At 59.9% G+C, this 20375-nt stretch carries 23 protein-coding genes and 1 riboswitch; of the genes, 4 read left to right on the top strand and 19 right to left on the bottom strand.

Going from position 1 to position 20375, the window contains the following annotated elements:
• Positions 1 to 3 precede the first annotated feature (3 nt).
• Together ACJ8J5_RS23970 and ACJ8J5_RS23965 are read right to left on the bottom strand one after the other, a co-directional pair.
• Complete coding sequence (locus tag ACJ8J5_RS23970; protein ID WP_015376921.1) at positions 4 to 165, bottom strand: YnfU family zinc-binding protein; 162 nt, start codon at positions 163 to 165, stop codon at positions 4 to 6.
• A gap of 81 nt (positions 166 to 246) precedes the next feature.
• Positions 247 to 726 carry a cold-shock protein gene (locus tag ACJ8J5_RS23965; RefSeq protein ID WP_025301823.1) on the bottom strand — a complete coding sequence of 160 codons (480 nt, stop codon included), beginning with the start codon at positions 724 to 726 and terminating at the stop codon, positions 247 to 249.
• Between the two features lie 166 nt (positions 727 to 892).
• Between ACJ8J5_RS23965 and ACJ8J5_RS23960 the strand changes: the two genes are divergently transcribed.
• Positions 893 to 1402 (top strand): VOC family protein, encoded by a 510-nt coding sequence (locus ACJ8J5_RS23960; protein ID WP_043135732.1) that lies wholly within the window; start codon positions 893 to 895, stop codon positions 1400 to 1402.
• Between the two features lie 58 nt (positions 1403 to 1460).
• On the opposite strand, the gene ACJ8J5_RS23955 is transcribed toward ACJ8J5_RS23960, so the two are convergent.
• From ACJ8J5_RS23955 to ACJ8J5_RS23930, 6 genes are all read right to left on the bottom strand, one after another.
• Positions 1461 to 2288, bottom strand: a complete 828-nt coding sequence (locus ACJ8J5_RS23955; protein ID WP_025301825.1) for an amino acid ABC transporter ATP-binding protein — start codon at positions 2286 to 2288, stop codon at positions 1461 to 1463.
• Positions 2289 to 2297: 9 nt separating this feature from the next.
• Positions 2298 to 3185: an amino acid ABC transporter permease gene (locus tag ACJ8J5_RS23950; protein ID WP_019454099.1), complete on the bottom strand. Its 888-nt coding sequence runs from the start codon at positions 3183 to 3185 to the stop codon at positions 2298 to 2300.
• Between the two features lie 30 nt (positions 3186 to 3215).
• Entirely contained in the window at positions 3216 to 3743 is a 528-nt protein-coding gene (locus ACJ8J5_RS23945; protein ID WP_043135734.1) for a GNAT family N-acetyltransferase, read from the bottom strand.
• A gap of 9 nt (positions 3744 to 3752) precedes the next feature.
• The gene (locus ACJ8J5_RS23940; protein WP_141997449.1) at positions 3753 to 4673 is read right to left on the bottom strand and encodes an ABC transporter substrate-binding protein; all 921 of its coding nucleotides are present in this window, start codon (positions 4671 to 4673) and stop codon (positions 3753 to 3755) included.
• A gap of 26 nt (positions 4674 to 4699) precedes the next feature.
• Positions 4700 to 6025, bottom strand: a complete 1326-nt coding sequence (locus ACJ8J5_RS23935; protein WP_173889332.1) for an LLM class flavin-dependent oxidoreductase — start codon at positions 6023 to 6025, stop codon at positions 4700 to 4702.
• A 189-nt stretch (positions 6026 to 6214) separates the two neighbouring features.
• Positions 6215 to 7378 carry a M20 peptidase aminoacylase family protein gene (locus tag ACJ8J5_RS23930; RefSeq protein WP_043135741.1) on the bottom strand — a complete coding sequence of 388 codons (1164 nt, stop codon included), beginning with the start codon at positions 7376 to 7378 and terminating at the stop codon, positions 6215 to 6217.
• A gap of 346 nt (positions 7379 to 7724) precedes the next feature.
• Between ACJ8J5_RS23930 and cspE the strand changes: the two genes are divergently transcribed.
• Entirely contained in the window at positions 7725 to 7934 is a 210-nt protein-coding gene (gene cspE / locus ACJ8J5_RS23925; protein ID WP_004940030.1) for a transcription antiterminator/RNA stability regulator CspE, read from the top strand.
• 57 nt (positions 7935 to 7991) lie between these two features.
• Here cspE and ACJ8J5_RS23920 read toward each other — a convergent pair whose 3' ends face one another.
• The 3 genes from ACJ8J5_RS23920 to crcB form a co-directional block, all read right to left on the bottom strand.
• Positions 7992 to 9182: a multidrug effflux MFS transporter gene (locus tag ACJ8J5_RS23920; RefSeq protein ID WP_173889334.1), complete on the bottom strand. Its 1191-nt coding sequence runs from the start codon at positions 9180 to 9182 to the stop codon at positions 7992 to 7994.
• Positions 9183 to 9188: 6 nt separating this feature from the next.
• Complete coding sequence (locus ACJ8J5_RS23915; RefSeq protein WP_173889336.1) at positions 9189 to 9785, bottom strand: TetR/AcrR family transcriptional regulator; 597 nt, start codon at positions 9783 to 9785, stop codon at positions 9189 to 9191.
• A gap of 289 nt (positions 9786 to 10074) precedes the next feature.
• On the bottom strand, positions 10075 to 10458 hold the full coding sequence (crcB, locus tag ACJ8J5_RS23910; RefSeq protein WP_004940022.1) for a fluoride efflux transporter CrcB: 384 nt from the start codon (positions 10456 to 10458) through the stop codon (positions 10075 to 10077).
• 79 nt (positions 10459 to 10537) lie between these two features.
• Positions 10538 to 10600, bottom strand: a riboswitch (Fluoride riboswitch).
• A gap of 83 nt (positions 10601 to 10683) precedes the next feature.
• Between crcB and ACJ8J5_RS23905 the strand changes: the two genes are divergently transcribed.
• Positions 10684 to 11112 (top strand): GNAT family N-acetyltransferase, encoded by a 429-nt coding sequence (locus tag ACJ8J5_RS23905; RefSeq protein WP_173889337.1) that lies wholly within the window; start codon positions 10684 to 10686, stop codon positions 11110 to 11112.
• A 1-nt stretch (position 11113) separates the two neighbouring features.
• Here the strand turns inward: ACJ8J5_RS23905 and ACJ8J5_RS23900 are convergent, their stop codons facing one another.
• Positions 11114 to 12181: a diguanylate cyclase gene (locus tag ACJ8J5_RS23900; protein ID WP_414105061.1), complete on the bottom strand. Its 1068-nt coding sequence runs from the start codon at positions 12179 to 12181 to the stop codon at positions 11114 to 11116.
• A 218-nt stretch (positions 12182 to 12399) separates the two neighbouring features.
• On the opposite strand from ACJ8J5_RS23900, the gene tatA reads away from it, so the two are divergent.
• Positions 12400 to 12615: a Sec-independent protein translocase subunit TatA gene (tatA, locus tag ACJ8J5_RS23895; protein ID WP_025301834.1), complete on the top strand. Its 216-nt coding sequence runs from the start codon at positions 12400 to 12402 to the stop codon at positions 12613 to 12615.
• Positions 12616 to 12709: 94 nt separating this feature from the next.
• On the opposite strand, the gene lipA is transcribed toward tatA, so the two are convergent.
• The 7 genes from lipA to mrdA all read right to left on the bottom strand — a co-directional run bounded on the left by lipA (position 12710) and on the right by mrdA (position 20346).
• Positions 12710 to 13675, bottom strand: a complete 966-nt coding sequence (lipA, locus tag ACJ8J5_RS23890; RefSeq protein WP_063991083.1) for a lipoyl synthase — start codon at positions 13673 to 13675, stop codon at positions 12710 to 12712.
• Entirely contained in the window at positions 13668 to 14336 is a 669-nt protein-coding gene (lipB, locus tag ACJ8J5_RS23885; protein ID WP_414105062.1) for a lipoyl(octanoyl) transferase LipB, read from the bottom strand. The genes lipA and lipB overlap by 8 nt, the downstream gene beginning before the upstream one ends.
• Before the next feature lie 134 nt (positions 14337 to 14470).
• The gene (gene ybeD, locus ACJ8J5_RS23880) at positions 14471 to 14737 is read right to left on the bottom strand and encodes a DUF493 family protein YbeD (protein ID WP_004940012.1); all 267 of its coding nucleotides are present in this window, start codon (positions 14735 to 14737) and stop codon (positions 14471 to 14473) included.
• 104 nt (positions 14738 to 14841) lie between these two features.
• On the bottom strand, positions 14842 to 16053 hold the full coding sequence (gene dacA / locus ACJ8J5_RS23875) for a D-alanyl-D-alanine carboxypeptidase DacA (RefSeq protein ID WP_004940010.1): 1212 nt from the start codon (positions 16051 to 16053) through the stop codon (positions 14842 to 14844).
• Positions 16054 to 16233: 180 nt separating this feature from the next.
• Entirely contained in the window at positions 16234 to 17319 is a 1086-nt protein-coding gene (gene rlpA / locus ACJ8J5_RS23870) for an endolytic peptidoglycan transglycosylase RlpA (RefSeq protein ID WP_025301837.1), read from the bottom strand.
• Between the two features lie 10 nt (positions 17320 to 17329).
• Positions 17330 to 18442, bottom strand: a complete 1113-nt coding sequence (gene mrdB, locus ACJ8J5_RS23865; protein ID WP_004940006.1) for a peptidoglycan glycosyltransferase MrdB — start codon at positions 18440 to 18442, stop codon at positions 17330 to 17332.
• Between the two features lie 8 nt (positions 18443 to 18450).
• The gene (gene mrdA / locus ACJ8J5_RS23860) at positions 18451 to 20346 is read right to left on the bottom strand and encodes a peptidoglycan DD-transpeptidase MrdA (RefSeq protein ID WP_025301838.1); all 1896 of its coding nucleotides are present in this window, start codon (positions 20344 to 20346) and stop codon (positions 18451 to 18453) included.
• Positions 20347 to 20375 lie beyond the last annotated feature (29 nt).

The raw sequence follows: 20375 nt of genomic DNA, 5'->3' as shown, positions 1-20375 counted from the left end.
TTTTCAGCCTTGCCTGGGCTCGAAGCGGGTTTCGCAATTAGGGCAAATCAGTATCACATCTTGCAGCATTGCTGCGCATTTTTGCCGGGTAACATAGCCGCATTTAGGGCAGACGATTTGGGTGGAGCGGTTGATAAAACCTTTGACGCTGCTGGAATCGGACATATCAATGGCCTGTGTCAGGTGAAAACTCACGCTAACACAGGCAACGACAAATTTCGTTGGTTATTTTCCGTACGCAGATACTTACAGGCTTTTCAGCGCCTTGATGGTTTCATCCATATCGATCTCGTGCTCGGAGAAGGTATGGGTGGTGTTCTGGAAGGTGGTAATGGTCAGCATGCGCAGCGTTTGCATGGTCTGCGCCTGATCTTCGGACTGTGGGCGAATGCGGTTCATCAGCAGGCCGACCGACAGCACGGTGTTCTCTTTATCCACGTCGGCTTTGACCGGCACTTCCTTGGTGAAGGTATTAAAAGACTTGATGCTGGTGATCTTGATTCTTTCATTGGCGATGATGATGTATTTGCTGGGCGCCAACACTTTTACCGCATAAGCCGACGGGCCTTTGGTGTTGTTGGTTGGCTCGAAGGTGACCGCCGCGTTTTTCTTAATCAGCTCCGGGTTCTGCACTTTAATCACGTGAAAATAACGATTTTCTCCGTTCTCGTCGGTAATAAAGCCGAAGCCTTTGTCTTCAAAAAAAGTCGTTATCTTGCCGTTCATCGCTATTCTCACAAAAGGGTTCAATACAGCGCTTATGATAGCGCGGAATGCCTTGCAGCGACAGATTGCGCGGGCGGCATTTAGTCATGCGATAACGGCATTTAGCGGCTTCCTGGCCACATGCTATGTTCATGCTGACTTCATTCAATGCGAAAAAGGAATATCGATGGGCATCAAACGTCTCAATCACGCCGTGCTGTATGTCAGCGATGTGCGGCAGAGCGCCGACTTTTATCATCAGGTCTTGGGCTTCAAGCTGAAGCCGTCCGACAGCCCCGATCGCGCGGTATTTACCCAGGCCGCCGATTCGGAAAACGATCACGATTTGGCGCTGTTCAGCAAGAATCTGGGCCAGCAGCGCGCCGGGGTGTTTCGCGCCAACAACGAGCCGCCGGCGGAGCATGAGCCACCGGCCGGGCTGTACCATCTGGCCTGGGAAGTGGACAGTCTGGAAGAGCTGGAGCGCATTCGTCACCAGTTGGCCGAACGCGGTATTCTCGGGCTGGAAGAGGATCATGGCGTGCACAAAAGCATTTATGGTCACGATCCGGACGGGCTGCTGTTCGAGGTGACCTGGTTTATTCCGCCGGCGTTGCTGACCGACGAGGATAAAAACCAGCAGGGGATCCGCCCACTGGATTTCGCCGCCGAGAAGCGGCGTTTCGCCGGCCTATAAGCGGCGTTTCGCCGGCCTATAAGCGGCTCAGGTGCGGGGCGCCGCGGCGCCCCGACGATCACAGCACTTTGTTGAGGAAGTTAACGGTGCGCGGATGCTGCGGTTGGGACAGCACCTGCCTGGCGTCGCCCTGTTCGACGATCTGCCCGTCGACCATAAACACCACCCGATCCGCCGCTTCGCGCGCAAAGCCGATTTCATGCGTGACCACCACCAGCGTGACACCCAGATCCGCCAACCCTTTAATCACGTCCAGCACTTCGCCGACCAGCTCGGGATCGAGCGCGGAGGTCGGCTCATCGAACAGGATTACCTTCGGGTTCAGCGCCAGCGCGCGCGCGATGGCGATGCGCTGCTGTTGGCCGCCGGAGAGGTGGCGCGGGTAGGCATCCGCCTTGTGGCGCAGCCCGACGGTATCCAGCAGCTCATAGGCGACCGCCTTCGCCCGCTCGCGGGAGTGAATTTTGTGCACCACCGGCGCTTCGATGATGTTTTCCAGCACCGTCAGGTGCGGGAACAGGTTGAAATTTTGGAACACATAGCCGACGTTGATGCGCTGCCGGAGGATGGCCTTTTCCTTCAGCTCGTACAGCCGGTTGCCCTTGCGGCGGTAGCCGACGTAGTCGCCGTCGATGCGGATAAAGCCCTCGTCGACGCGCTCCAGGTGGTTGATCGCCCGCAGCAGCGTCGATTTTCCGGAGCCGGAAGGGCCGAGGATCACGGTCACGGTGCCCGGCTGCAGCGTCAGGCTGACGTCGTCCAGCGCCTTGTGTTTGCCGAAGAACTTGCTGACGTTGCTGATTTCGATCAGGCCGCGTGCCGGCACTGGGGTGAGATTGCGTACCGGCTGCTCGGGCAAGGCGTAATAATCAATGGCTTCAGACATGTGGGTCTCCTAACGTTTTAGCCAGCCGGCCAGTTTCTGCCAGGGCGTCGGCGGCAATTCGCGCACCGCGCCCCGGGCGAAATAGCGCTCGATATAGTATTGGATCACCGACAGCGCGGTGGTGATGAACAGGTACCAGACGGTGGCGACCATCAGCAGCGGTATCACCTGCTGGGTGCGGTTATAGATAACCTGAATGGTGTAAAACAGCTCCGGCAGCGCCAGCACGTAAACGATAGAGGTGCCTTTCGCCAGGCTGATGATCTCGTTGAAGCCGGTCGGAATAATGGAGCGCAGTGCCTGCGGCAGAATGATACGGAAGGTGCGACGATAGCCCGGCAGGCCCAGCGCCGCGGCCGCCTCGTGCTGGCCGTAATCCACGCCCAGGATGCCGCCGCGGATGATCTCGGCGGTGTAGGCGGACTGCACCAGCGTCAGGCCCAGCACCGCCACGGCGAACTGGCCGAGAATGTCGATGGTGGGAAAGCTGGCGAACACCACGGAGGTGAAGGGAATGCCCAGCGAGATGGCGTCATACAGATAGGAGAAGTTGTACAGAATGATCAGCACCAGGATCAGCGGCAGAGAGCGAAACAGCCAGATATAGCCCCAGGCCAGCGACGCCAGCAGGTAGGAGCGCGACAGGCGCGCCAGCGCCAACAGGGTGCCGAACAGGATGCTGAACAGCGTACCGAGCAGCGTCAGCAGCAGGGTTTGCCCCAGCCCCGCCAGTACCGCCGGCGCGAAGAACCACTCGGCGAACACGCCCCATTCCCAGCGCGCGTTACCCGCCACCGATTGTACGATGGCGGCCAGAATAAACAGCGAAAACAGCGCGCCGATCAGCCGCAGCGGATAGCGGGCGGGCACCACTTTCAAGACTTCTTGTTTGGACATGTCATGTCTCCTGATACAGATAAAGGGGCCTTAGGCGATTTTCCTTTCCGACGCGCAACAACACGCATCCTCTGCAATCAGGCTTTTGCGGAACGGCAGGCGGCCATCGTAGGGCGGGCGGCTGTAAACCTCGCTGTCGACGGTGGGATCGAACTGCGGCTGATACCCGTTGTTCAGATACAGGCCCACCGCTTCGGGCTGGCGAAAGCCGGTGGTCAGATAGAGCCGGCGATATCCTTGCGCCAACGCCAGCGTTTCCAACTGCTGCAACACCCGCTGTGCCAGGCCCTGGCGGCGCAGATCGCCTCGCGTCCAGATGCGCTTCAGCTCGGCGGTCTGTGCGTCATAGCGTTTGAAGGCGCCCATGGCGATCGGCGCACCGGCGCGCAGCAGCACGATGAAGGCCCCTTGCGGCGGCGCGTACAGATCCAGCGCTTCCGGTTCCTGGTCACCAAAATAGTCGCCGTAACGCTGGCGATATTCGCCGAACAGCCCCTCGATCACCGGGGCGATCAGCGGGTCGGTCGGCAGCGTCTGAATGAAAGTGTCTTGCGTCATCGCGCGCTCCTAATCGCCCAGGCCGGGCGGGTTGATTTCCGACTGCGCAAGGCGTTCGACGCTCTCGCCCCAGCGGTTGAGCACCCGATCGTACTGCCCGCCGCGGATCGTGCCGTTCAGCGCTTCGTTCACCGCCTGCACCAGGCCGTTGCCTTTACGGGTGGTGACGGCGATGTGTGCCGCCTTGGGCCAACCGCCTTCCACCGTGCCCGCCAGCCGGGTGCGGCCGTTCAGCGCCGCTTTATAGGCGCCCAGCACGTTCGGCCCGAAGTAGGCGTCGGCGCGGCCGGACTGGATCGCCAGCGTGGCGGCCGCATCGTCGGTCACGTAGATCGGCTGGAAGGGTTTGAGCCCCTGCTGCCGGTTCTGTTTGTCCCACGCCAGCAAAATTGCTTCCTGATTGGTGCCGGAGCCAACGATGATCTTTAATCCGGCGATATCGGCAGGCTGTTTGATCGTCGCGATCTTGCCGCCGGTTTTGACGTAAAAGCCGAGCGAATCGATGCGGTAGGTGGCAAAGTCGAAGCGGGTTTTGCGCTCTTTGGTGACGGTGACGTTGGTGATGGCTGCGTCATATTTGCCGGAAACCACCCCCAGCGGCCAGTCTTCCCACGAGGTTTGCACCACGTTTAATTCAAGCCCCAGGCTGTCGGCCACCAGCTGCGCGATATCCACTTCGCTGCCGATCAGCCGCCGGTTATCGGCGGCGAACAGCGCCAGCGGCGGCGTGTTGAGCGCGGCGATTGCAACGGTGAATTGGCCCGGCTTCACGAAGTGGAAATCGGCCGGCAGTTTGGCGATCGCCTGCGGGTTTTTCGGCGCGTGGATCGGGGTTTCATTGGCCTGTAAATCGATGCCGGTGCCCGCCTGCGCGGCACCGGTCAGGCTCAGCAAGGCCGCCACGAGGGCGGCGGTAACGGTTTTCTGCATAGCGGATATCCCTGAAAACGATCTTATTATTGGGTGAATCTGTTCAACGGGCGCTTCAGGCCCAGGTGCTCGCGCAGCGTATCGCCGTGGTACGCCTGACGGAACAGGCCACGCTGTTGCAGGATGGGTACCACCCGATCGACGAAGTGGCCGAAGGCGCTGGGCGTACCGCCGCTGATGATGAAACCGTCGGCGGCTTCACCGTCGAACCAGCGTTGCAGACCGTCCGCCACCGCTTCCGGCGTGCCGCTGAACACCGGGCGCGGCGAGGCGGCTTCCAGCGCCACCTGGCGCAGCGTGAGGTTACGTTCGCGGGCGCTGAGCTTGATGGCGTCGGTAGTGCTGCGGAAGCTGTTTTGCCCCAGATCGCCGATGTCCGGGAAGGGGGCGTCCAGCGGATGGCGGGAAAAGTCGTAATGCTCGAAGTAGCGGCCAAGATAGTTGAGGGCGTTCTCAATGCTGACCAGGCGGGCGGTCTCCTGGTACTGGCGCTCGACGTCCGCGTCGTCGTCGCCGACGATCACGCTGACGCCCTGGAAGATGTGCAGGTCGTCCGGCTCGCGCCCCTGTTCCACCAGCTGCCGCTTCACGTCCTGATAAAAATTCTGCGCTTGTTCCAGCGTGTCGTGATGGGTGAAGATCGCATCGGCGTGTTGAGCCGCCAGCCGTTTGCCGTCTTCGGAGGCGCCGGCCTGGAACAGGATCGGGCGCCCCTGCGGCGTGCGGCCGATGTTCAGCGGCCCCTGCACCGAGAAGAACTCTCCCTGGTGATTGAGGGTGTGTAGCTTGCCGGTGCGGAAGAATTCGCCGCTAGCCTTGTTGCGCACAAAGGCATCGTCTTCCCAGGAATCCCACAGCCCTTTGGCGACGTCGAGAAATTCGCCGGCGATGCGGTAACGCAGGCTGTGTTCCGGGTGTTCGGCGCGCGAGAAGTTTTTGGCCGAGCCTTCCAGCGGCGACGTCACCACGTTCCAGCCGGCGCGGCCGTTGCTCAGGTGGTCGAGGCTGGCGAACTGGCGGGCGACGGTGAACGGATCGCTGTAAGAGGTGGAAAGGGTGCCTACCAGGCCGATTTTATCGGTGGCGGCGGCCAGCGCGGCCAGCAGGGTGAGCGGTTCGAAACGATTAAGAAAATGCGGAATGGATTTTTCGTTGATATATAACCCATCGGCGACAAACACGAAATCGAATTTCCCCTGTTCGGCTTTTTTCGCCGAGGCGATATTAAATTCGAGGTTGATGCTGGCGTCGGCGGTGGCATCCGGGTGGCGCCAGGCGGACATATTTCCCGATGCGCCGTGCAGAATGGCGCCCAGCCGTAATTGCCGTTGATTATTCGCGTTGTCGCTCATCGTGATTATCCTGTCATGCGCCGCAAAGGCGCGCGGTGTCTGATGTGTCCACTATTGATGAGCGGCAACGGGATGTAAAACAACAAAACAGCATATTCAAATGTTGAAAACTGCAAATATCACGGCGAGCGAAAATAATAATCCCCGGCGCGGTATCTGCGGCGTCGGGGAAATACTATTTCACGTTATTCAGGCGTTGCTGAGGGCTTTTTCTGGCGCGGTAGTGAGCTGTTGCAGCGTGCGTTCCGCCAGCAGCGTAAAATATTGTGCCGCGGGGAACAGGGCGCGTTCATCGGGATTGAAACGCGGATGATGCAGGCCGAACTCGCTGGCGGAGCCGATGCTGACGAAGACGCCCGGCACGTGATGTAGATACAGCGCGAAATCTTCACCCCCCATTTGCAGCTCCGCCTCTTCGACCCGGTAGCCGGCCTCGGCGGCGACGGTTTTGCTGAACGCCGCCCAATGGGCGTCGTTGATCACCGCCGGCGGCCCCGGCTGCCAGTGGAGTTCGGCCTGCGCGCCGAGCGCGGCGGCAACGCCGTCGATCACCTGGCGAATTTTATCAGGCACCTGGCGGCGCACCGCGTCGCTGTGGGTACGCACCGTGCCTTCCAGCTCCACGGTTTGCGGCAGCACGTTCCAGGTATTGCCGCCTTCGATGCGCGTCACGCTCACCACCAGCGATTCCAGCGAGCTGAAGCTGCGGCTGGGCAGCGTCTGCAGCGCGCCGACGATCTGGCTGGCGGTGACGATGGTATCGACGCCCTGTTCCGGTTTGGCGGCGTGGGCGCCTTTGCCGGTGATGAGGATCTGGAAACGATCGACGTTGGCGTAGAACGGCCCGGCGCGGGTGGCGAAGGTGCCGGTGGGCAGCTCCGGCGCGTTATGCAGGCCAAATACCGCCGCAACGTTATCCAGCGCGCCGGCGTCGATCAGGTGCCGGGCGCCGTTGAAGGTCTCTTCCGCCGGCTGGAAGAAGATGCGCACCGTGCCGGGCAGCTCGGCCTCACGCGCTTTGAGCAGGTGCGCGGCGCCGAGCATCACCGAGGTGTGAAAGTCGTGGCCGCAGGCGTGCATTACGCCGCTGTTTTGCGAGCTGAAGGGCACGTCGGCGATTTCGTCGATCGGCAGGGCATCAATGTCGCCGCGCAGCGCGATAATCGGCCCCTTGCCGCTGCCGATCTCCGCCACGACGCCGGTTTTCAGCGCCAGCGGCAGCAGACGGATGCCTGCCTCTTCCAGCCAGCGGGTCAGCCGGGCGGTGGTGGCGAATTCGTGATTGGAAAGTTCCGGGTTTTGGTGCAGCTCACGCCGATAGGCGATGATTTTGTCTGCCAATTGGCTGGTCATAGGCTTGGCTCACAGTGGGAAATAAACCCTAACCCTAGTGCAGGGACCGCCGAAGCAAAAAGACCATCTGGTTATATTTCATAGCGATTGCGTCTGCATGGGGGCGTCAACGCTGGGGGAAGCGGGCGAGTTTGGGCGTTCGCTCGTTGTTCGCCGGCGCAGGGAGAGGTTTGGCCTGGAACGGTAACGTATCGCAACCGGTGCAATCCATTTACACCGGACAACACGGATTTTTTCACTCTTTATCGGATTTCTGTGATCGCGGTGGTGGACAAAATCCTGCCTGCTTGCTGTACTGTAATCGACACAGGTTTTGTGTCTTTCATTCACGTTAAAGGTAAGTTTGATGTCTAAGATTAAAGGTAGCGTTAAGTGGTTTAATGAATCCAAAGGCTTCGGTTTCATTACTCCGGAAGATGGTAGCAAGGACGTTTTCGTTCACTTCTCTGCCATCGTTAGCAACGGTTTCAAAACGCTTGCTGAAGGCCAGCGTGTAGAATTTGAAATCACGAACGGTGCCAAGGGCCCATCTGCCGCTAACGTTACTGCTATCTAAGCTGCGTAGCTGAATTTCTTAAAACCCGCTCATTGAGCGGGTTTTTTATTGGGCGCGTTATGCGTCGTTGCGGCGGGCCAACAGGCCGAACAGCAGGATGGCGATGGCGTAACAGCCGACGATGGTCAGCGCCATCGACAGGCCCGAGGTGCCGCCCAGCCCGGTGAGCGGCACGGCGCAGGCGCCGAGGGCGAACATGCACACGCCGATCAAGGCCGAGGCGCTGCCCGCTTTGTCTCCCTGGCTTTGCATCGCCAGCGAAGAGGCGGTCGGGCCGACGATGCCGATCACCGCTACCGAGAAGAACAGCGGCACCAGCAACACGACCAGCGGCGCATGCAGCGCGGCGGCCAACAGCAGCAACAGCGACGCGACGGCCGCCAGCGTTAACCCGCCCCTCAATACCCGGCGTTCCCCCCAACGCGAACTGAGACGGCTGGCCAGCTGTGCCGCAATGATCAAGCCGACGCCGTTAATGGCGAAGCATAGGCTGAACATCTGCGGGCTGAGGCCGTAGATCTGCTGCAAGACGAAAGGCGAGGCGCCGATATAGGCGAACATGCCGGCCATCACGAAGCCCTGTGTCAGGCACAGGCCCATGAAATAGCGCTGGGTCAGCAACCCGCCGAGCGACATCAGCATCGCCAGGATACCGCCCTGGCTGCGGCGCTCGACCGGCAGGGATTCGCGCAGCTTCAGCGTCGACAGGCTGAACAGCAGCACGGCGATGGCCGCCAGCACGCCGAAGATGCCGCGCCAATTCATTACCTGCAGCATCACGCCGCCCAGCACCGGTGCGACGATCGGCGCCAGGCCGTTGACCAGCATCAGCAGGGCGAAGAAGCGGGTCAGCTCATGGCCGGCATACAGATCGCGGGCGATGGCGCGGGAAATCACCGCGCCGCCGGCACCGGCGATGCCTTGCAGCAGGCGGGCGATCAGCAGTTGGTCGATGGTGGGCGCCAGCGCACACCACAGCGAAGCGCCCAGCAGCAGGATCAGCGACAGCAGCAGCGGGCGCATGCGGCCCAGTTTGTCGCTGTAAGGGCCGAAAATCAGCTGGCCGACGCCCAGGCCGAGCAGCCCGGTGGTCAGGCTGAGCTGCGCGGCGGCGGTAGAGGTATTCAGCTCACCCGCCATTTCCGGCAAGGCGGGCAGGTAGAGATCGGTGCACAGCGGCCCCAGCGCGGCCAGCAGGCCAAGCACGACGGCGTACACCAGACGCTGTCTGGCTAAGTGTTTGGTCATGGGAGATTAGAGTTTCCTGAACAGGTGAGAAATGGCCTGCTGATACAGATCGCGCAGCAGGGACGCATCGGCTTTTTGCGTGGTAAGGATACGGTAACCGGTGCCTTCGCTCATGACGGCGATAAATTCCACCCGCGCGGCGATCTCTTCCGCGCTGAAATGGGGATACAGCCGCTGCAGATTGTGGCACACGTGGCGAAACAGCCGCGCTTCCGCATCGCTGAGCAGTTTGGCCACCACCGGGTTGCGCGTGGCCTCGGCGGTCACTTCCAGCATCAGCATGTGATCGGTTTCGCTCTCGCCCGGCTGCTGAAACAGCGTGCGCGCCGCCAACGTGCCGGCGATCAGGTTGATGTGATCGCCAAGGTTTTCCAGCCGCTGCATCTTGCTGGCGATGATGCGGTTGACGATCTCCTCGATAATCGCGTCTTTATTGGCGAAATAGCGATAGATTTGGCCGACGCTGAGCTGTGAGCCCTGGGCGATTTCCGCCATGCTGGCGGCGTGGAAGCCGTGGCGGCGGAAGCTGATTTTCGCCGCTTCGACGATCTGATCGCGGCGGGCCTGCACCTTAGCCTGTTTACTGTCGTTGGGGGAGAGCATCTGCCCGATCCTTTGCTACGCGTGAGCCGGGTTCACATTTTGGGTGTGAACGTTCATTCTCAATTGTAGTGTAATCGGCCGGAAAGGCGCAAGATGAATGCGTGCTGCGGGGAAAAAGGCGCTTATGCGAACAGGTAGGATTTGATAAAGGCGGCGACGATCAGCACGCACAGCGCAACGGCAATCGCTTCGGCGGCGGTTTTCGGCAGGCTAAACATAGCGGTTTCTCATCCAGTCAGGAGTACTGGATGAGATTATGCGCATGCAAGATTAAGGAAACATTAAGGGCTTAGCGTCCGTTGACCCACATCACCAGCATAAAGGCCAGCAGCGTCATCGCCAGCGAACCGGCCAGGTTGAGCAGCATGTTGGCCAGTGCCCAACCGAAGCGGCCATCCTGCATCAGGTACACCACCTCCAGCGAAAAGGTGGAGAAGGTAGTCAGGCCGCCGCAGAATCCGGTGGTGATCAGTAATTTCCAGGTGGGATCCAGATGCGTCATGCGGGTGAAAATCGCCATCGCCAGACCGATGATAAAACCGCCGATCAGATTGACCATCAGCGTACCGAGCGGGATGTGGGCGTTCAGCGGATTCATTTTCATGCTTACCGCCCAGCGTAAAACGCTGCCGACGCCGCCGCCGATAAATACGGCCAGTAAAGAACTCAACATGGGGCAACTACCTTTCAATCAGAGAAATTCACGGGACTCGGAAAGGGACAGACGTAACGCTACGCGCCTCTCTCCGAGAGGTTACGTAGACATCATCAGCCTGTGAAGGCGGTTAGGGAGGAATGTCATCTCCAGCGTGCCGCACGGCCTTTTTTGCCGTACCCGATGGATGTTACACCTAACGCCGCCTATTTTGTAGTATCGACACTCTGCGAGGTAAAACGGATGGAAATCAGAACGGCGCGTCTGAGCGACCGGCACGCTATCGCCGAATTAATGACGGCGCTGGATTATCCCGGCACCGAGGCGTTTCTGACGCAGCGAATGCAGCAATTGTTGGCGCATCCGGATGAGGCGCTGCTGGTGGCGATTGAGGAGGAGCAAGTGCTGGGCGTGTTGTCGCTGCATTTTCTGCCTCAGCTGGCGTTGGCCGGCGATATTGCCCGCATCAGCTATTTTTGCGTCGACGATCGGGCGCGCGGCGCGGGCGTAGGGCGGTTGCTGTTGGCGGAGGGCGAGGCGCTGGCGCACCGTCGCGACTGCGATCGGTTGGAAGTTCATTGCCACAGCCGCCGCGAGCGGGCCCATGCGTTTTATCGGCGCGAAGGTTTTGTCGAAGCGCCAAAGTATTTTGCCAAGTTATTAAGTCAGTAAGCTAGTCACTCGTCGGCGTCGCCGTTTCCAGCCGGTTGCGGCCATTATGCTTCGCCCGGTAGAGCGCGCCGTCGGCGGCTTTGAGCCAGTCCAGATAACCGCCTAGCGCGGGGTGGTAGTTGGCGATGCCGGCGCTGATCTGCAGCCGCAGCTGCGGCGCCTCCTTGAAAATGACCGCGTCCAGCCGCTGCTGGATACGGCGCAGAACGATTTCCGCCTGTTCGGCACTGGTGTTCGGCAGCACCGCGCCAAATTCGTCGCCGCCGTAACGCCCGACGATATCCACGTTGCGCAAGCCGATCAACAGCTCTTCCGCCAATGCCGCCAGGGCTTCATCCCCCAGCGCGTGGCCGAAGGTGTCGTTGATGGTTTTGAAGCGATCGATATCCATCAGGATCAGCGTGGCGTTGTCCTGGTAGCGGCGGCAGCTGTCGAACTGGCGATGCAGCAGGTGCTCCCAGTGGCGGCGATTATACAGGCCGGTTAGTCCATCGCGGGTGCTGATGCGCTGCAGCTCCTGTTTCTTTTCCGCCAGCCGCTTGGCGGTGCGGTAGGTCACCAGCCCCAGCAACGTCGGATAAAGGTAGATCATCGGCAGGCACAGATAGATTTGCAGCGGCGTGCTGTGCGGGTGGAACGGGAAGCCGAGCAGCGCGCCGGTGAGCATCGCCGTGGCCAACTGAATCGCCAAGCCTTTGACAAACAGTGCCTTACCGGCCGAAGCGATGTTGTTCATGCTCATCATCGACAGGATGACGATCGCCGGCAGCGCGTTGAATGCCATCATCGCCGCCCAGAAGCCGCCGAAGGCGGAGTCGATCAGCAGGTTGCGGATCTCGGCTTTGAACGGATCTTTGGCGCGGCAGGCCCGATGGTAGGCGAGATGCGGCCAGACAAAGCCGTGAAAGGCCAGCAAGAGCCAGACCGCCGTGGGCGGAGCCAGCGGGTAGAGCGCGGCGCAAACGCAGATAAATCCGAGCCCCAGACCGGCGACGCGGGGCAGATAGGTGCGTTTGGCGAAGCTGAGGCCGGATTTTCGGGCATCGAAAATGGATGGGGCAATATACATCCGGCATCTCCCTGATGAGTATCACGGCAGCGTATCATGCGGGTGATAAACTAAGAATAGTCTGGGATTCACGCCGCGAGGTTACGTGACATTCCTGCAACGGATCTCACTCTGTTACATGTTGCGGTTGTGTGAGCCGAAGGAAAGTCGCTAAATATTCGCAGGCAAGGTCAGTTTTTCTCGCTGTTCACACAGCGCTCTATGATAAGAAGGTGAGTATGGAAGGTATCAGCATTACCAAACTTCTGGTGATTGCAGTGTTGGTGATTTTACTGTTCGGCACCAGCAAACTGCGTACGCTCGGCGCCGATCTTGGCGCGGCGCTGAAAGGCTTTAAAAAAGCCGTGGGCGACGACAGCACGCCGCCGGCCGCCGGCAACAGCACCGCCGAGAGCCAGTCCGCTCAGCAGAGCGTCGAAAAGAAAGACGTTTAATTCCGTCTGGTGACGCACAATAAAAAAACGGATGCCTTACGGACATCCGTTTTTTGGCGTTTCCGCCGTCTTTAGCGTAACAAACTATTACGCGTTATTTCACTTCCATCCCTTTGGCCTGCAGATCGGCGTGGTAAGACGAACGCACGAACGGGCCGCAGGCAGCGTGGGTGAAGCCCATCGCCATCGCTTCTTCTTTCATTTCGTCGAACTCGGCCGGGCTGACGTAGCGCTGCACCGGCAGGTGGTGACGGCTTGGCTGCAGGTATTGGCCCAGCGTCAGCATGGTCACGCCGTGGCGGCGCAGATCGCGCATCACTTCGACGATTTCCGCGTTGGTTTCGCCCAGGCCGACCATCAGGCCGGATTTGGTCGGGATATCCGGGTGCGCTTCTTTAAAGCGCTCCAGCAGCTTCAGCGACCACTCGTAGTTGGCGCCCGGGCGCACCTGGCGGTAGACGCGCGGCACGTTTTCCAGGTTGTGGTTAAACACGTCCGGCGGCGTGGCGGTGATGATTTCCAGCGCGCGATCCATGCGGCCGCGGAAGTCCGGCACCAGCGTTTCAATTTTGATGTTCGGGCTCTTGGCGCGGATGGCCGAGATGCAGTCGGCAAAGTGCTGAGCACCGCCGTCGCGCAGATCGTCGCGGTCAACCGAGGTGATCACCACGTAACGCAGCGCCATGTCGGCGATGGTTTGCGCCAGCTTTTCCGGTTCGTTGGCGTCCGGCGCGATCGGGCGGCCGTGGGCCACGTCGCAGAACGGGCAGCGACGGGTGCAGATAGCGCCGAGGATCATAAAGGTGGCGGTACCGTGGTTGAAACACTCGGACAGGTTAGGGCACGAGGCTTCCTCACAGACGGAGTGCAGGCCGTTTTTACGCATCGCGGCTTTGATGCCCTGAATGCGCGTTGAGTCGGCAGGCAGTTTGATCTTCATCCACTCGGGTTTACGCAACAGCTCCTGCCGTTCGGTGACCACCGTTTTGACCGGGATCAGCGCCATTTTGTCAGCATCGCGGTATTTGACGCCGCGTTCCATCTGAATTGGTTTACTCATAATCGTGCAGGTTCCAGTTACGAAGCTCGACCGTCTGGTAGCCGAGTAAATGAACAAATTCCTGTACCAGGATTGGGTGTATGTCTTCAATGCCAACGCCGGGCGCCAGCGCGCTGAGCTGCGTCATTTGCATGCCGGCGTAACCGCAAGGGTTGATGCGTTGGAAGGGGCTGAGATCCATCGCCACATTCAGGGCCAGGCCGTGGAATGAGCTGCCTTTGCGGATCCGCAAACCCAACGAACAGATTTTCTGCTCCCCCACATACACGCCAGGCGCATCCGGACGGGCGCGCGATGCGAGGCGAAAGTGGGCGAGGGTGTTGATAACCGTATCTTCTATCGCCGTGACCAATTGACGCACGCCGACCTTGTTGCGTTTCAGATCGACCATCACGTACATCACCTGCTGACCCGGGCCGTGGTAGGTCACCTGGCCGCCGCGATCGCTCTGGACCACCGGGATATCACCGGGCATCAGCACATGCTCGGCTTTGCCGGCCTGGCCTTGGGTGAACACCGGGTGATGCTGTACCAGCCACAGTTCGTCCGGCGTAGTCTCGGTACGACTGTCGGTGAAGTTATGCATGGCTTGGGATACAGGCGCGTAGGGCTGCAACCCCAGCTGACGCAAAATGATCTTGTCTGGTTGCAAAAGAGTCATCGTCAGGTTACAGAAGTGGTAAAGCCATTATACCGGGCGCTCCGGCTTGCGGCCAGCCTTTCGCTGACCAAAAATGCGCAACCCGGGAAGACGCTGCGCCATCCCGGGTTGATAAGCAGGGTTTTATGCTGGAATTACAGCACCATGCGAACAATTTCAATGTTGCCCAACTCTTCGTACAGGGTTTCGACCTGCTCGATATGAGTGGCGTTGATGGTGATGGAAACGGAGTGGTAGTTGCCTTTGCTGCTCGGCTTAACCTGCGGGTTGTAATCGCCCGGTGCATGGCGCTGCACCACTTCAACTACCTGGTCAACCAGCTCAGGCTGCGCCAGGCCCATCACCTTGTAGGTAAACGAGCAAGGGAATTCGAGCAGTTCGTTCAGTTTAGTTTTTTGCATGTGCGTGCGCTCCAGAGTGCTAGCTAATCTATAAATTATAACTCCCGCCGGGGCGGGAGTTAATGTTATTCAGTATATGGGGGCAATTTCGCCCGTTTCAACCGTTAACCGAACCAGTGGTGGAACATCAGTTTGATGTAGTCCACGATGCGGCTGAAGAAACCGCCTTCTTTCACTTCGTTCATCACCACCAGCGGACGCTGGTCGATGGTTTTGCCGTCCAGCTGGAAGTTGATGCTGCCTACCACTTGGTTTTTCGCCAGCGGCGCGTGAATTTCCGGCGTGTTCAGCACGTAGCTGGCCTTCAGATCTTTCATGCGGCCGCGCGGAATGGTCAGGTAGACGTCTTTGTCCACGCCGAGCTCAACGCGGTCGGCATCGCCGAACCAGACAGGCTCGGAGGCGAACTCTTTACCGACTTTCAGCGGCGCCACGGTTTCGAAGAAGCGGAAGCCCCAGGTCAGCAGTTTCTTGCTTTCGGCTTCACGGCCTTTGTAGGTGCGGCCGCCCATCACGGCGGAGATCAGGCGCATTTGGCCTTCGGTCGCCGAAGCCACCAGGTTGTAACCCGCCGCGTCGGTATGGCCGGTTTTGATGCCGTCGACGTTCAGGCTGTTATCCCACAGCAGACCGTTGCGGTTCATCTGGCGGATATTGTTGAAGGTGAACTCTTTTTCTTTGTAGATCGCGTACTCTTCCGGCACGTCGCGGATCAGCGCCTGGCCGATCAGCGCCATGTCGCGCGCCGAACTGTACTGGCCCTGGGCATCCAGGCCGTGTACCGTCTGGAAGTGAGTGTTCTGCAGGCCCAGCTTGCTGACGTAGGTGTTCATCAGGTTAACGAACGCGTCCTGGCTGCCGGCGACGTAGTCGGCCATCGCCACGCAGGCGTCGTTACCGGACTGCAGGTTGATGCCGCGGGTCAGTTTGGAGACCGGCACGCGATCGCCCGGCTTCAGGAACATCAGCGAGGAGCCTTTGAACACCGGGTTGCCGGTCGCCCAGGCGTCCTGGCCGACGGTCACCAGATCGTCCTGGCCGATTTTACCCGCTTTCAGCGCCTGGCCGATGACGTAGCTGGTCATCATTTTGGTCAGGCTGGCCGGATCGCGACGCGCATCGGCGTTCATCTCGGCCAGCACCTTGCCGGAGTTGTAATCAATCAGGATGTACGCTTCCGCATCGATCTGCGGGACACCTGGGATCATGGTTTTGATGTTAACGTCATCGGCGTGCGCAACGGAGGCTGCGCTCATTGCGATAACGGTGCCGAGGGCGATGCTTTTGATTAAGCGAAAAGAAGTTACTTGTTTCATGATCGGGACTACAACATCCGTGAAAGTAAAGTTAAAAAACGAGCCACACTATAGCAGATGCGATCCCGGCAGGCATTACCCATTCATCTGACTAATTGCGGTTAGTGCCCTTTTAGCTGCAAGAAAATGTTTCAGCTAAATAACCGCTTATCGGCCGTGAATGCCCACCGGGCTTAATGCTCAGGGTGCAGCAGTAACGAAAGACTGTTGTTGCGCTTCGCTCGCCAGGCGTTGCTGCAGCTGGGCTGCCTGCTGACGGCTGCTGAACGGGCCGAGCTGGACGCGATAAACGTTGCCGTTGGCCGCCACTTTGCCCGGGACGCCAAACTGTTGGCTCAGGCTTTGCTGCCAGCTCTGGGCACGCTCGGCGCTGCTCAGCGCACCGACCTGCACCACGTAACCGCCGGAGGACGAAGCGGCAGCCATGCCGGCAGCTGCGGCGCCGGCCGCGACCGGTGCAGCCACCGCGGCGGCTTCAGGCTCCGAACCTTCCAGCACGCCGGCCGGCAATGCGCTTGGCGCGCCGAGGAAACCGCTGCGGCCGCTACCGGCGTTGCCGCCGGTTGCTGGGGCGTTGTCGTCGTCGGTGCGCAGGGTGCTGTTATCGATCGGGCGTACCGCCGCGCCGCTGGCGACCGGCACGTCCTGTTGGATCGGGGTGCCCATGCCGCTGGCGCCGAGATCCGGGCGCGACGGCAGGGCATAGCTCTGCTTCGCCACGATGGTACCGATGGTGCCTGGGCCGCTCAGCGTGCCGTCCGGCGCCACGTTGATGAAATCGACTTTGACCTTGGTGTTGTTCGACAGGTTGAGGCGATCGGCGGCGGCTTTCGACAGATCGATAATACGGCCCTTGGTGTAAGGCCCGCGATCGTTGACGCGCACCACCAGCTGACGGCCGTTGGCCAGGTTAGTGACGCGCACATAGCTTGGGATCGGTAAGGTCGGGTGCGCCGCAGTCAGACCGTTGGGGTCGAACTGCTCGCCCAGCGCCGTGGTGTTGCCGTTGGCTTCTTCGCCATACCAGGCCGCCAGGCCGGTCTGCGAGAAGTTCTGCGGATCTTTTACGATGCGGTAAGTATCGCCATTAACCTTATAATCCTGCATGTTATTAGGGTTATAGGGTTCATATTGAGGCTCGACGCCACCGATCTCCACCACCGGGCCGTTGTACGGCTGCTGTGGTGCCTGCTGTTCCGTGGTCGGGGCGGTACAGGCGGAGAGCAACACCGCCGCGACGCCGATCCAAAGCCATTCCTTACGCATTACTCACCTCTTATAAACTTTTAGACAGCATTTTCCGATGCGTGTGGATCGACATGATGATGCCGAAACCGGCCATCAATACTATCAGCGCCGAACCCCCGTAACTGACCAGAGGCAAAGGTACGCCAACTACCGGCAAAATGCCACTGACCATACCGATGTTAACAAAGACATAAACGAACAAAATCAGCATCAAGCCGCCGACCATCACGCGGCCAAAGGTGGTTTGCGCCTTGGCGGCGATCATCAGCCCGCGAATGATCACCAGCAGGTAGAGCGCCAGCAGCACCAATACCCCGATCAGCCCCAGCTCTTCGGCCAGGACGGCGAAGATAAAGTCGGTATGGCGCTCCGGCAGAAACTCCAGCTGCGACTGGGTGCCGTGCAGCCAGCCCTTGCCGGACAGGCCGCCGGAGCCGATGGCGATCTTGGATTGAATGATGTGATAGCCGGCGCCGAGTGGGTCGCTCTCCGGATCGAGCAGCATCATGACGCGGTCGCGCTGATAGCCGTGCATCAGGAAGAACCACAGCACCGGGATAAAGGCCGCCAGTGCGACGGCGGCGACGGCGATCAATTTCCAGCTCATGCCCGACAGGAACAGCACGAACAGGCCGGAGGCGGCGATCAGGATCGAGGTGCCCAGATCTGGCTGCGCGGCCACCAGCAGCGTTGGCAGGAAGATCAGCACCAGCGCGATGGCGGTGTTTTTCAGCGAAGGCGGGCAGACATCGCGGTTCATAAAGCGCGCCACCATCAGCGGCACGGCGATCTTGGCGATTTCCGACGGCTGGAAGCGCACCACGCCGAGATCCAGCCAGCGCTGCGCGCCTTTACTTATCTGGCCGAAGGCGTCCACCAGGATCAGCAAAATTACGCAGAAAATATACAGATAGGGCGCCCAGCTTTCGTACACGCGCGGCGGGATTTGCGCCATGACGGCCATCACGATCAGCCCCATGACGATCTGCCCGATCTTGCGCTCCATCATGCCGATGTCCTGGCCGCTGGCGCTCCACATCACGAAGGCGCTGTAGACCAACAGGGCCAGGATCAGCAGCAGGAACGTCGGGTCGATGTGGATTTTGGTCCAGATCGAGCCTTTTTGTTGGCTTTCAGTCATGTTCTACCTTAGTCACCTTCTACGCCAGGCGGCAGCGGGGCCTCGCTTGGCAATTGCGTATTGTTGTCGCCCAGCAGAATGTGGTCGAGGATCTGGCGGGTGATGGTCCCCACCGCCGGACCGGAGCCGCCGTTTTCCAGAATGATGGCGACCGACACCGTCGGGTTGTTGAACGGCGCGAAGGCGGTCATCAGTTTGTGATCGCGCAGGTGCTCCGCCAGTTTGTGGGCGTTGTAGGTTTCATAGCCGAATACCTGTGCGGTACCCGATTTCGCCGCGGCTTTATAAGGTGCGTCCGCAAAGTATTTGCGCGCCGTCCCGTTCGGACGGTTGGCCACACCATACATGCCGTCTTTAGCAATTTCCCAGAAGCCGGAGTGAATATCGCCGATCTGCGTGCTCTCTTCCTGTTTGAACGGCACCAGCGCGCCGTTGACGCGGGTACTCTGCAGCAGGTGCGGCGTTTTGACGGTGCCGTCGTTGATCAGGGTGTTCAGCGCTTTGGCCATCTGGATCGGCGTGGCGGTCCAGTAACCCTGGCCGATACCCACCGGAATGGTGTCGCCCTGATACCACGGCTTTTTATAGCGTTTCAGCTTCCACTCGCGCGTCGGCATTAGGCCGGATCGTTCTTCGGACAGATCGATGCCGGTGTACTGGCCGTAACCGAATTTGGTCAGCCAGGTCGACAGCCGATCGATCCCCATGTCATAGGCGACCTGATAGAAATAGGTATCTGCGGACTCTTCCAGCGCCTTGGTGACGTTCAGGCGGCCGTGGCCCCATTTTTTCCAGTCGCGGAAGCGTTTTTCCGAGCCGGGCAGTTGCCACCAACCGGGATCGAACACCACGGTGTTTTTGGTGATCACTCCGGCGCTCAGCGCCGACACCGCGATGTAAGGCTTCACCGTTGATGCAGGCGGATAGACCCCCTGCGTGGCGCGGTTGATCAGCGGGCGATTCGGATCGTTCAACAGCCCCTGGTAGTCCTTGCTGGAAATGCCGTCGACGAACAGGTTTGGATCGTAACTCGGGTTGGACACCATCGCCAGGATGGCGCCGGTGCGTGGATCGCTCACCACCACCGCGGCGCGGCTGCCGACCAGCAGTTGCTCGATATAGCGCTGCAAATCAAGATCGAGCGTCAGGTAAACGTCCTGACCGGCGGAAGGCGGCTGTTCGTGCAATTGGCGGATCACCCGGCCACGGTTGTTGACCTCGACCTCTTCATAGCCGGTTTTGCCGTGCAGCGTGTCTTCGTAATAGCGTTCGATGCCCAGCTTGCCGATATCGTGGGTGGCGGCGTAGTTGGCCAGCTTGCCGTCTTTATCCAGGCGTTCGACGTCGCGGTCGTTGATCTTCGACACATAGCCGGTGACGTGGGTGAGGGCGGAACCGTAGGGGTAGTAGCGGCGCTGGTAGCCTTTTACTTCCACGCCGGGGAAGCGGAACTGATTGACCGCAAAGCGGGCGACCTGCACCTCGGTTAGCGCGGTTTTCACCGGAATGGAGACGAAACGACGCGAACGCTTGCGCTCTTTTTCGAAATTGGTGATGTCGTCGTCGGTCAGATCGACCACCGTGCGCAGCGCCTGCAGCGTGGCTTTGAGATCGTCAACCTTCTCCGGCATCAGCTCCAGCTGATAAATGGTGCGGTTGAGTGCCAGCGGGGTGCCGTTGCGATCGTAGATAATGCCGCGGCTGGGCGCGATGGGCACCAGCTTGATGCGGTTTTCGTTGGAGCGGGTGCGGTAATCCTCGACGCGGACCACTTGCAGATTATACAGGTTGGCGATCAGGATGCCGGACAGCACCAGGATGACCAGGAACGCCACCAGGGCGCGGCGTACAAACAGGGCGGATTCAGCCGTATAGTCGCGAAAAGGGTTACGTTCTATTTTCATCCCGCTGCTTTATTTCACTCTGTCACGGT

Origin of the sequence: Serratia sp. CY43202, from assembly GCF_052168755.1 — a bacterium.
Lineage (GTDB): Bacteria > Pseudomonadota > Gammaproteobacteria > Enterobacterales > Enterobacteriaceae > Serratia > Serratia bockelmannii.
The sequence above is the reverse complement of the archived record's forward strand: the minus strand, read 5'-3'. Positions and strand labels throughout refer to the sequence as shown.

Coding starts and splice junctions, on each gene's coding strand:
- ACJ8J5_RS23970 (WP_015376921.1), bottom strand. CDS start 165: ATGTCCGATTCCAGCAGCGTCAAAGGTTTTATCAACCGCTCCACCCAA.
- ACJ8J5_RS23965 (WP_025301823.1), bottom strand. CDS start 726: ATGAACGGCAAGATAACGACTTTTTTTGAAGACAAAGGCTTCGGCTTT.
- ACJ8J5_RS23960 (WP_043135732.1), top strand. CDS start 893: ATGGGCATCAAACGTCTCAATCACGCCGTGCTGTATGTCAGCGATGTG.
- ACJ8J5_RS23955 (WP_025301825.1), bottom strand. CDS start 2,288: ATGTCTGAAGCCATTGATTATTACGCCTTGCCCGAGCAGCCGGTACGC.
- ACJ8J5_RS23950 (WP_019454099.1), bottom strand. CDS start 3,185: ATGTCCAAACAAGAAGTCTTGAAAGTGGTGCCCGCCCGCTATCCGCTG.
- ACJ8J5_RS23945 (WP_043135734.1), bottom strand. CDS start 3,743: ATGACGCAAGACACTTTCATTCAGACGCTGCCGACCGACCCGCTGATC.
- ACJ8J5_RS23940 (WP_141997449.1), bottom strand. CDS start 4,673: ATGCAGAAAACCGTTACCGCCGCCCTCGTGGCGGCCTTGCTGAGCCTG.
- ACJ8J5_RS23935 (WP_173889332.1), bottom strand. CDS start 6,025: ATGAGCGACAACGCGAATAATCAACGGCAATTACGGCTGGGCGCCATT.
- ACJ8J5_RS23930 (WP_043135741.1), bottom strand. CDS start 7,378: ATGACCAGCCAATTGGCAGACAAAATCATCGCCTATCGGCGTGAGCTG.
- cspE (WP_004940030.1), top strand. CDS start 7,725: ATGTCTAAGATTAAAGGTAGCGTTAAGTGGTTTAATGAATCCAAAGGC.
- ACJ8J5_RS23920 (WP_173889334.1), bottom strand. CDS start 9,182: ATGACCAAACACTTAGCCAGACAGCGTCTGGTGTACGCCGTCGTGCTT.
- ACJ8J5_RS23915 (WP_173889336.1), bottom strand. CDS start 9,785: ATGCTCTCCCCCAACGACAGTAAACAGGCTAAGGTGCAGGCCCGCCGC.
- crcB (WP_004940022.1), bottom strand. CDS start 10,458: ATGTTGAGTTCTTTACTGGCCGTATTTATCGGCGGCGGCGTCGGCAGC.
- ACJ8J5_RS23905 (WP_173889337.1), top strand. CDS start 10,684: ATGGAAATCAGAACGGCGCGTCTGAGCGACCGGCACGCTATCGCCGAA.
- ACJ8J5_RS23900 (WP_414105061.1), bottom strand. CDS start 12,181: ATGTATATTGCCCCATCCATTTTCGATGCCCGAAAATCCGGCCTCAGC.
- tatA (WP_025301834.1), top strand. CDS start 12,400: ATGGAAGGTATCAGCATTACCAAACTTCTGGTGATTGCAGTGTTGGTG.
- lipA (WP_063991083.1), bottom strand. CDS start 13,675: ATGAGTAAACCAATTCAGATGGAACGCGGCGTCAAATACCGCGATGCT.
- lipB (WP_414105062.1), bottom strand. CDS start 14,336: ATGACTCTTTTGCAACCAGACAAGATCATTTTGCGTCAGCTGGGGTTG.
- ybeD (WP_004940012.1), bottom strand. CDS start 14,737: ATGCAAAAAACTAAACTGAACGAACTGCTCGAATTCCCTTGCTCGTTT.
- dacA (WP_004940010.1), bottom strand. CDS start 16,053: ATGAAACAAGTAACTTCTTTTCGCTTAATCAAAAGCATCGCCCTCGGC.
- rlpA (WP_025301837.1), bottom strand. CDS start 17,319: ATGCGTAAGGAATGGCTTTGGATCGGCGTCGCGGCGGTGTTGCTCTCC.
- mrdB (WP_004940006.1), bottom strand. CDS start 18,442: ATGACTGAAAGCCAACAAAAAGGCTCGATCTGGACCAAAATCCACATC.
- mrdA (WP_025301838.1), bottom strand. CDS start 20,346: ATGAAAATAGAACGTAACCCTTTTCGCGACTATACGGCTGAATCCGCC.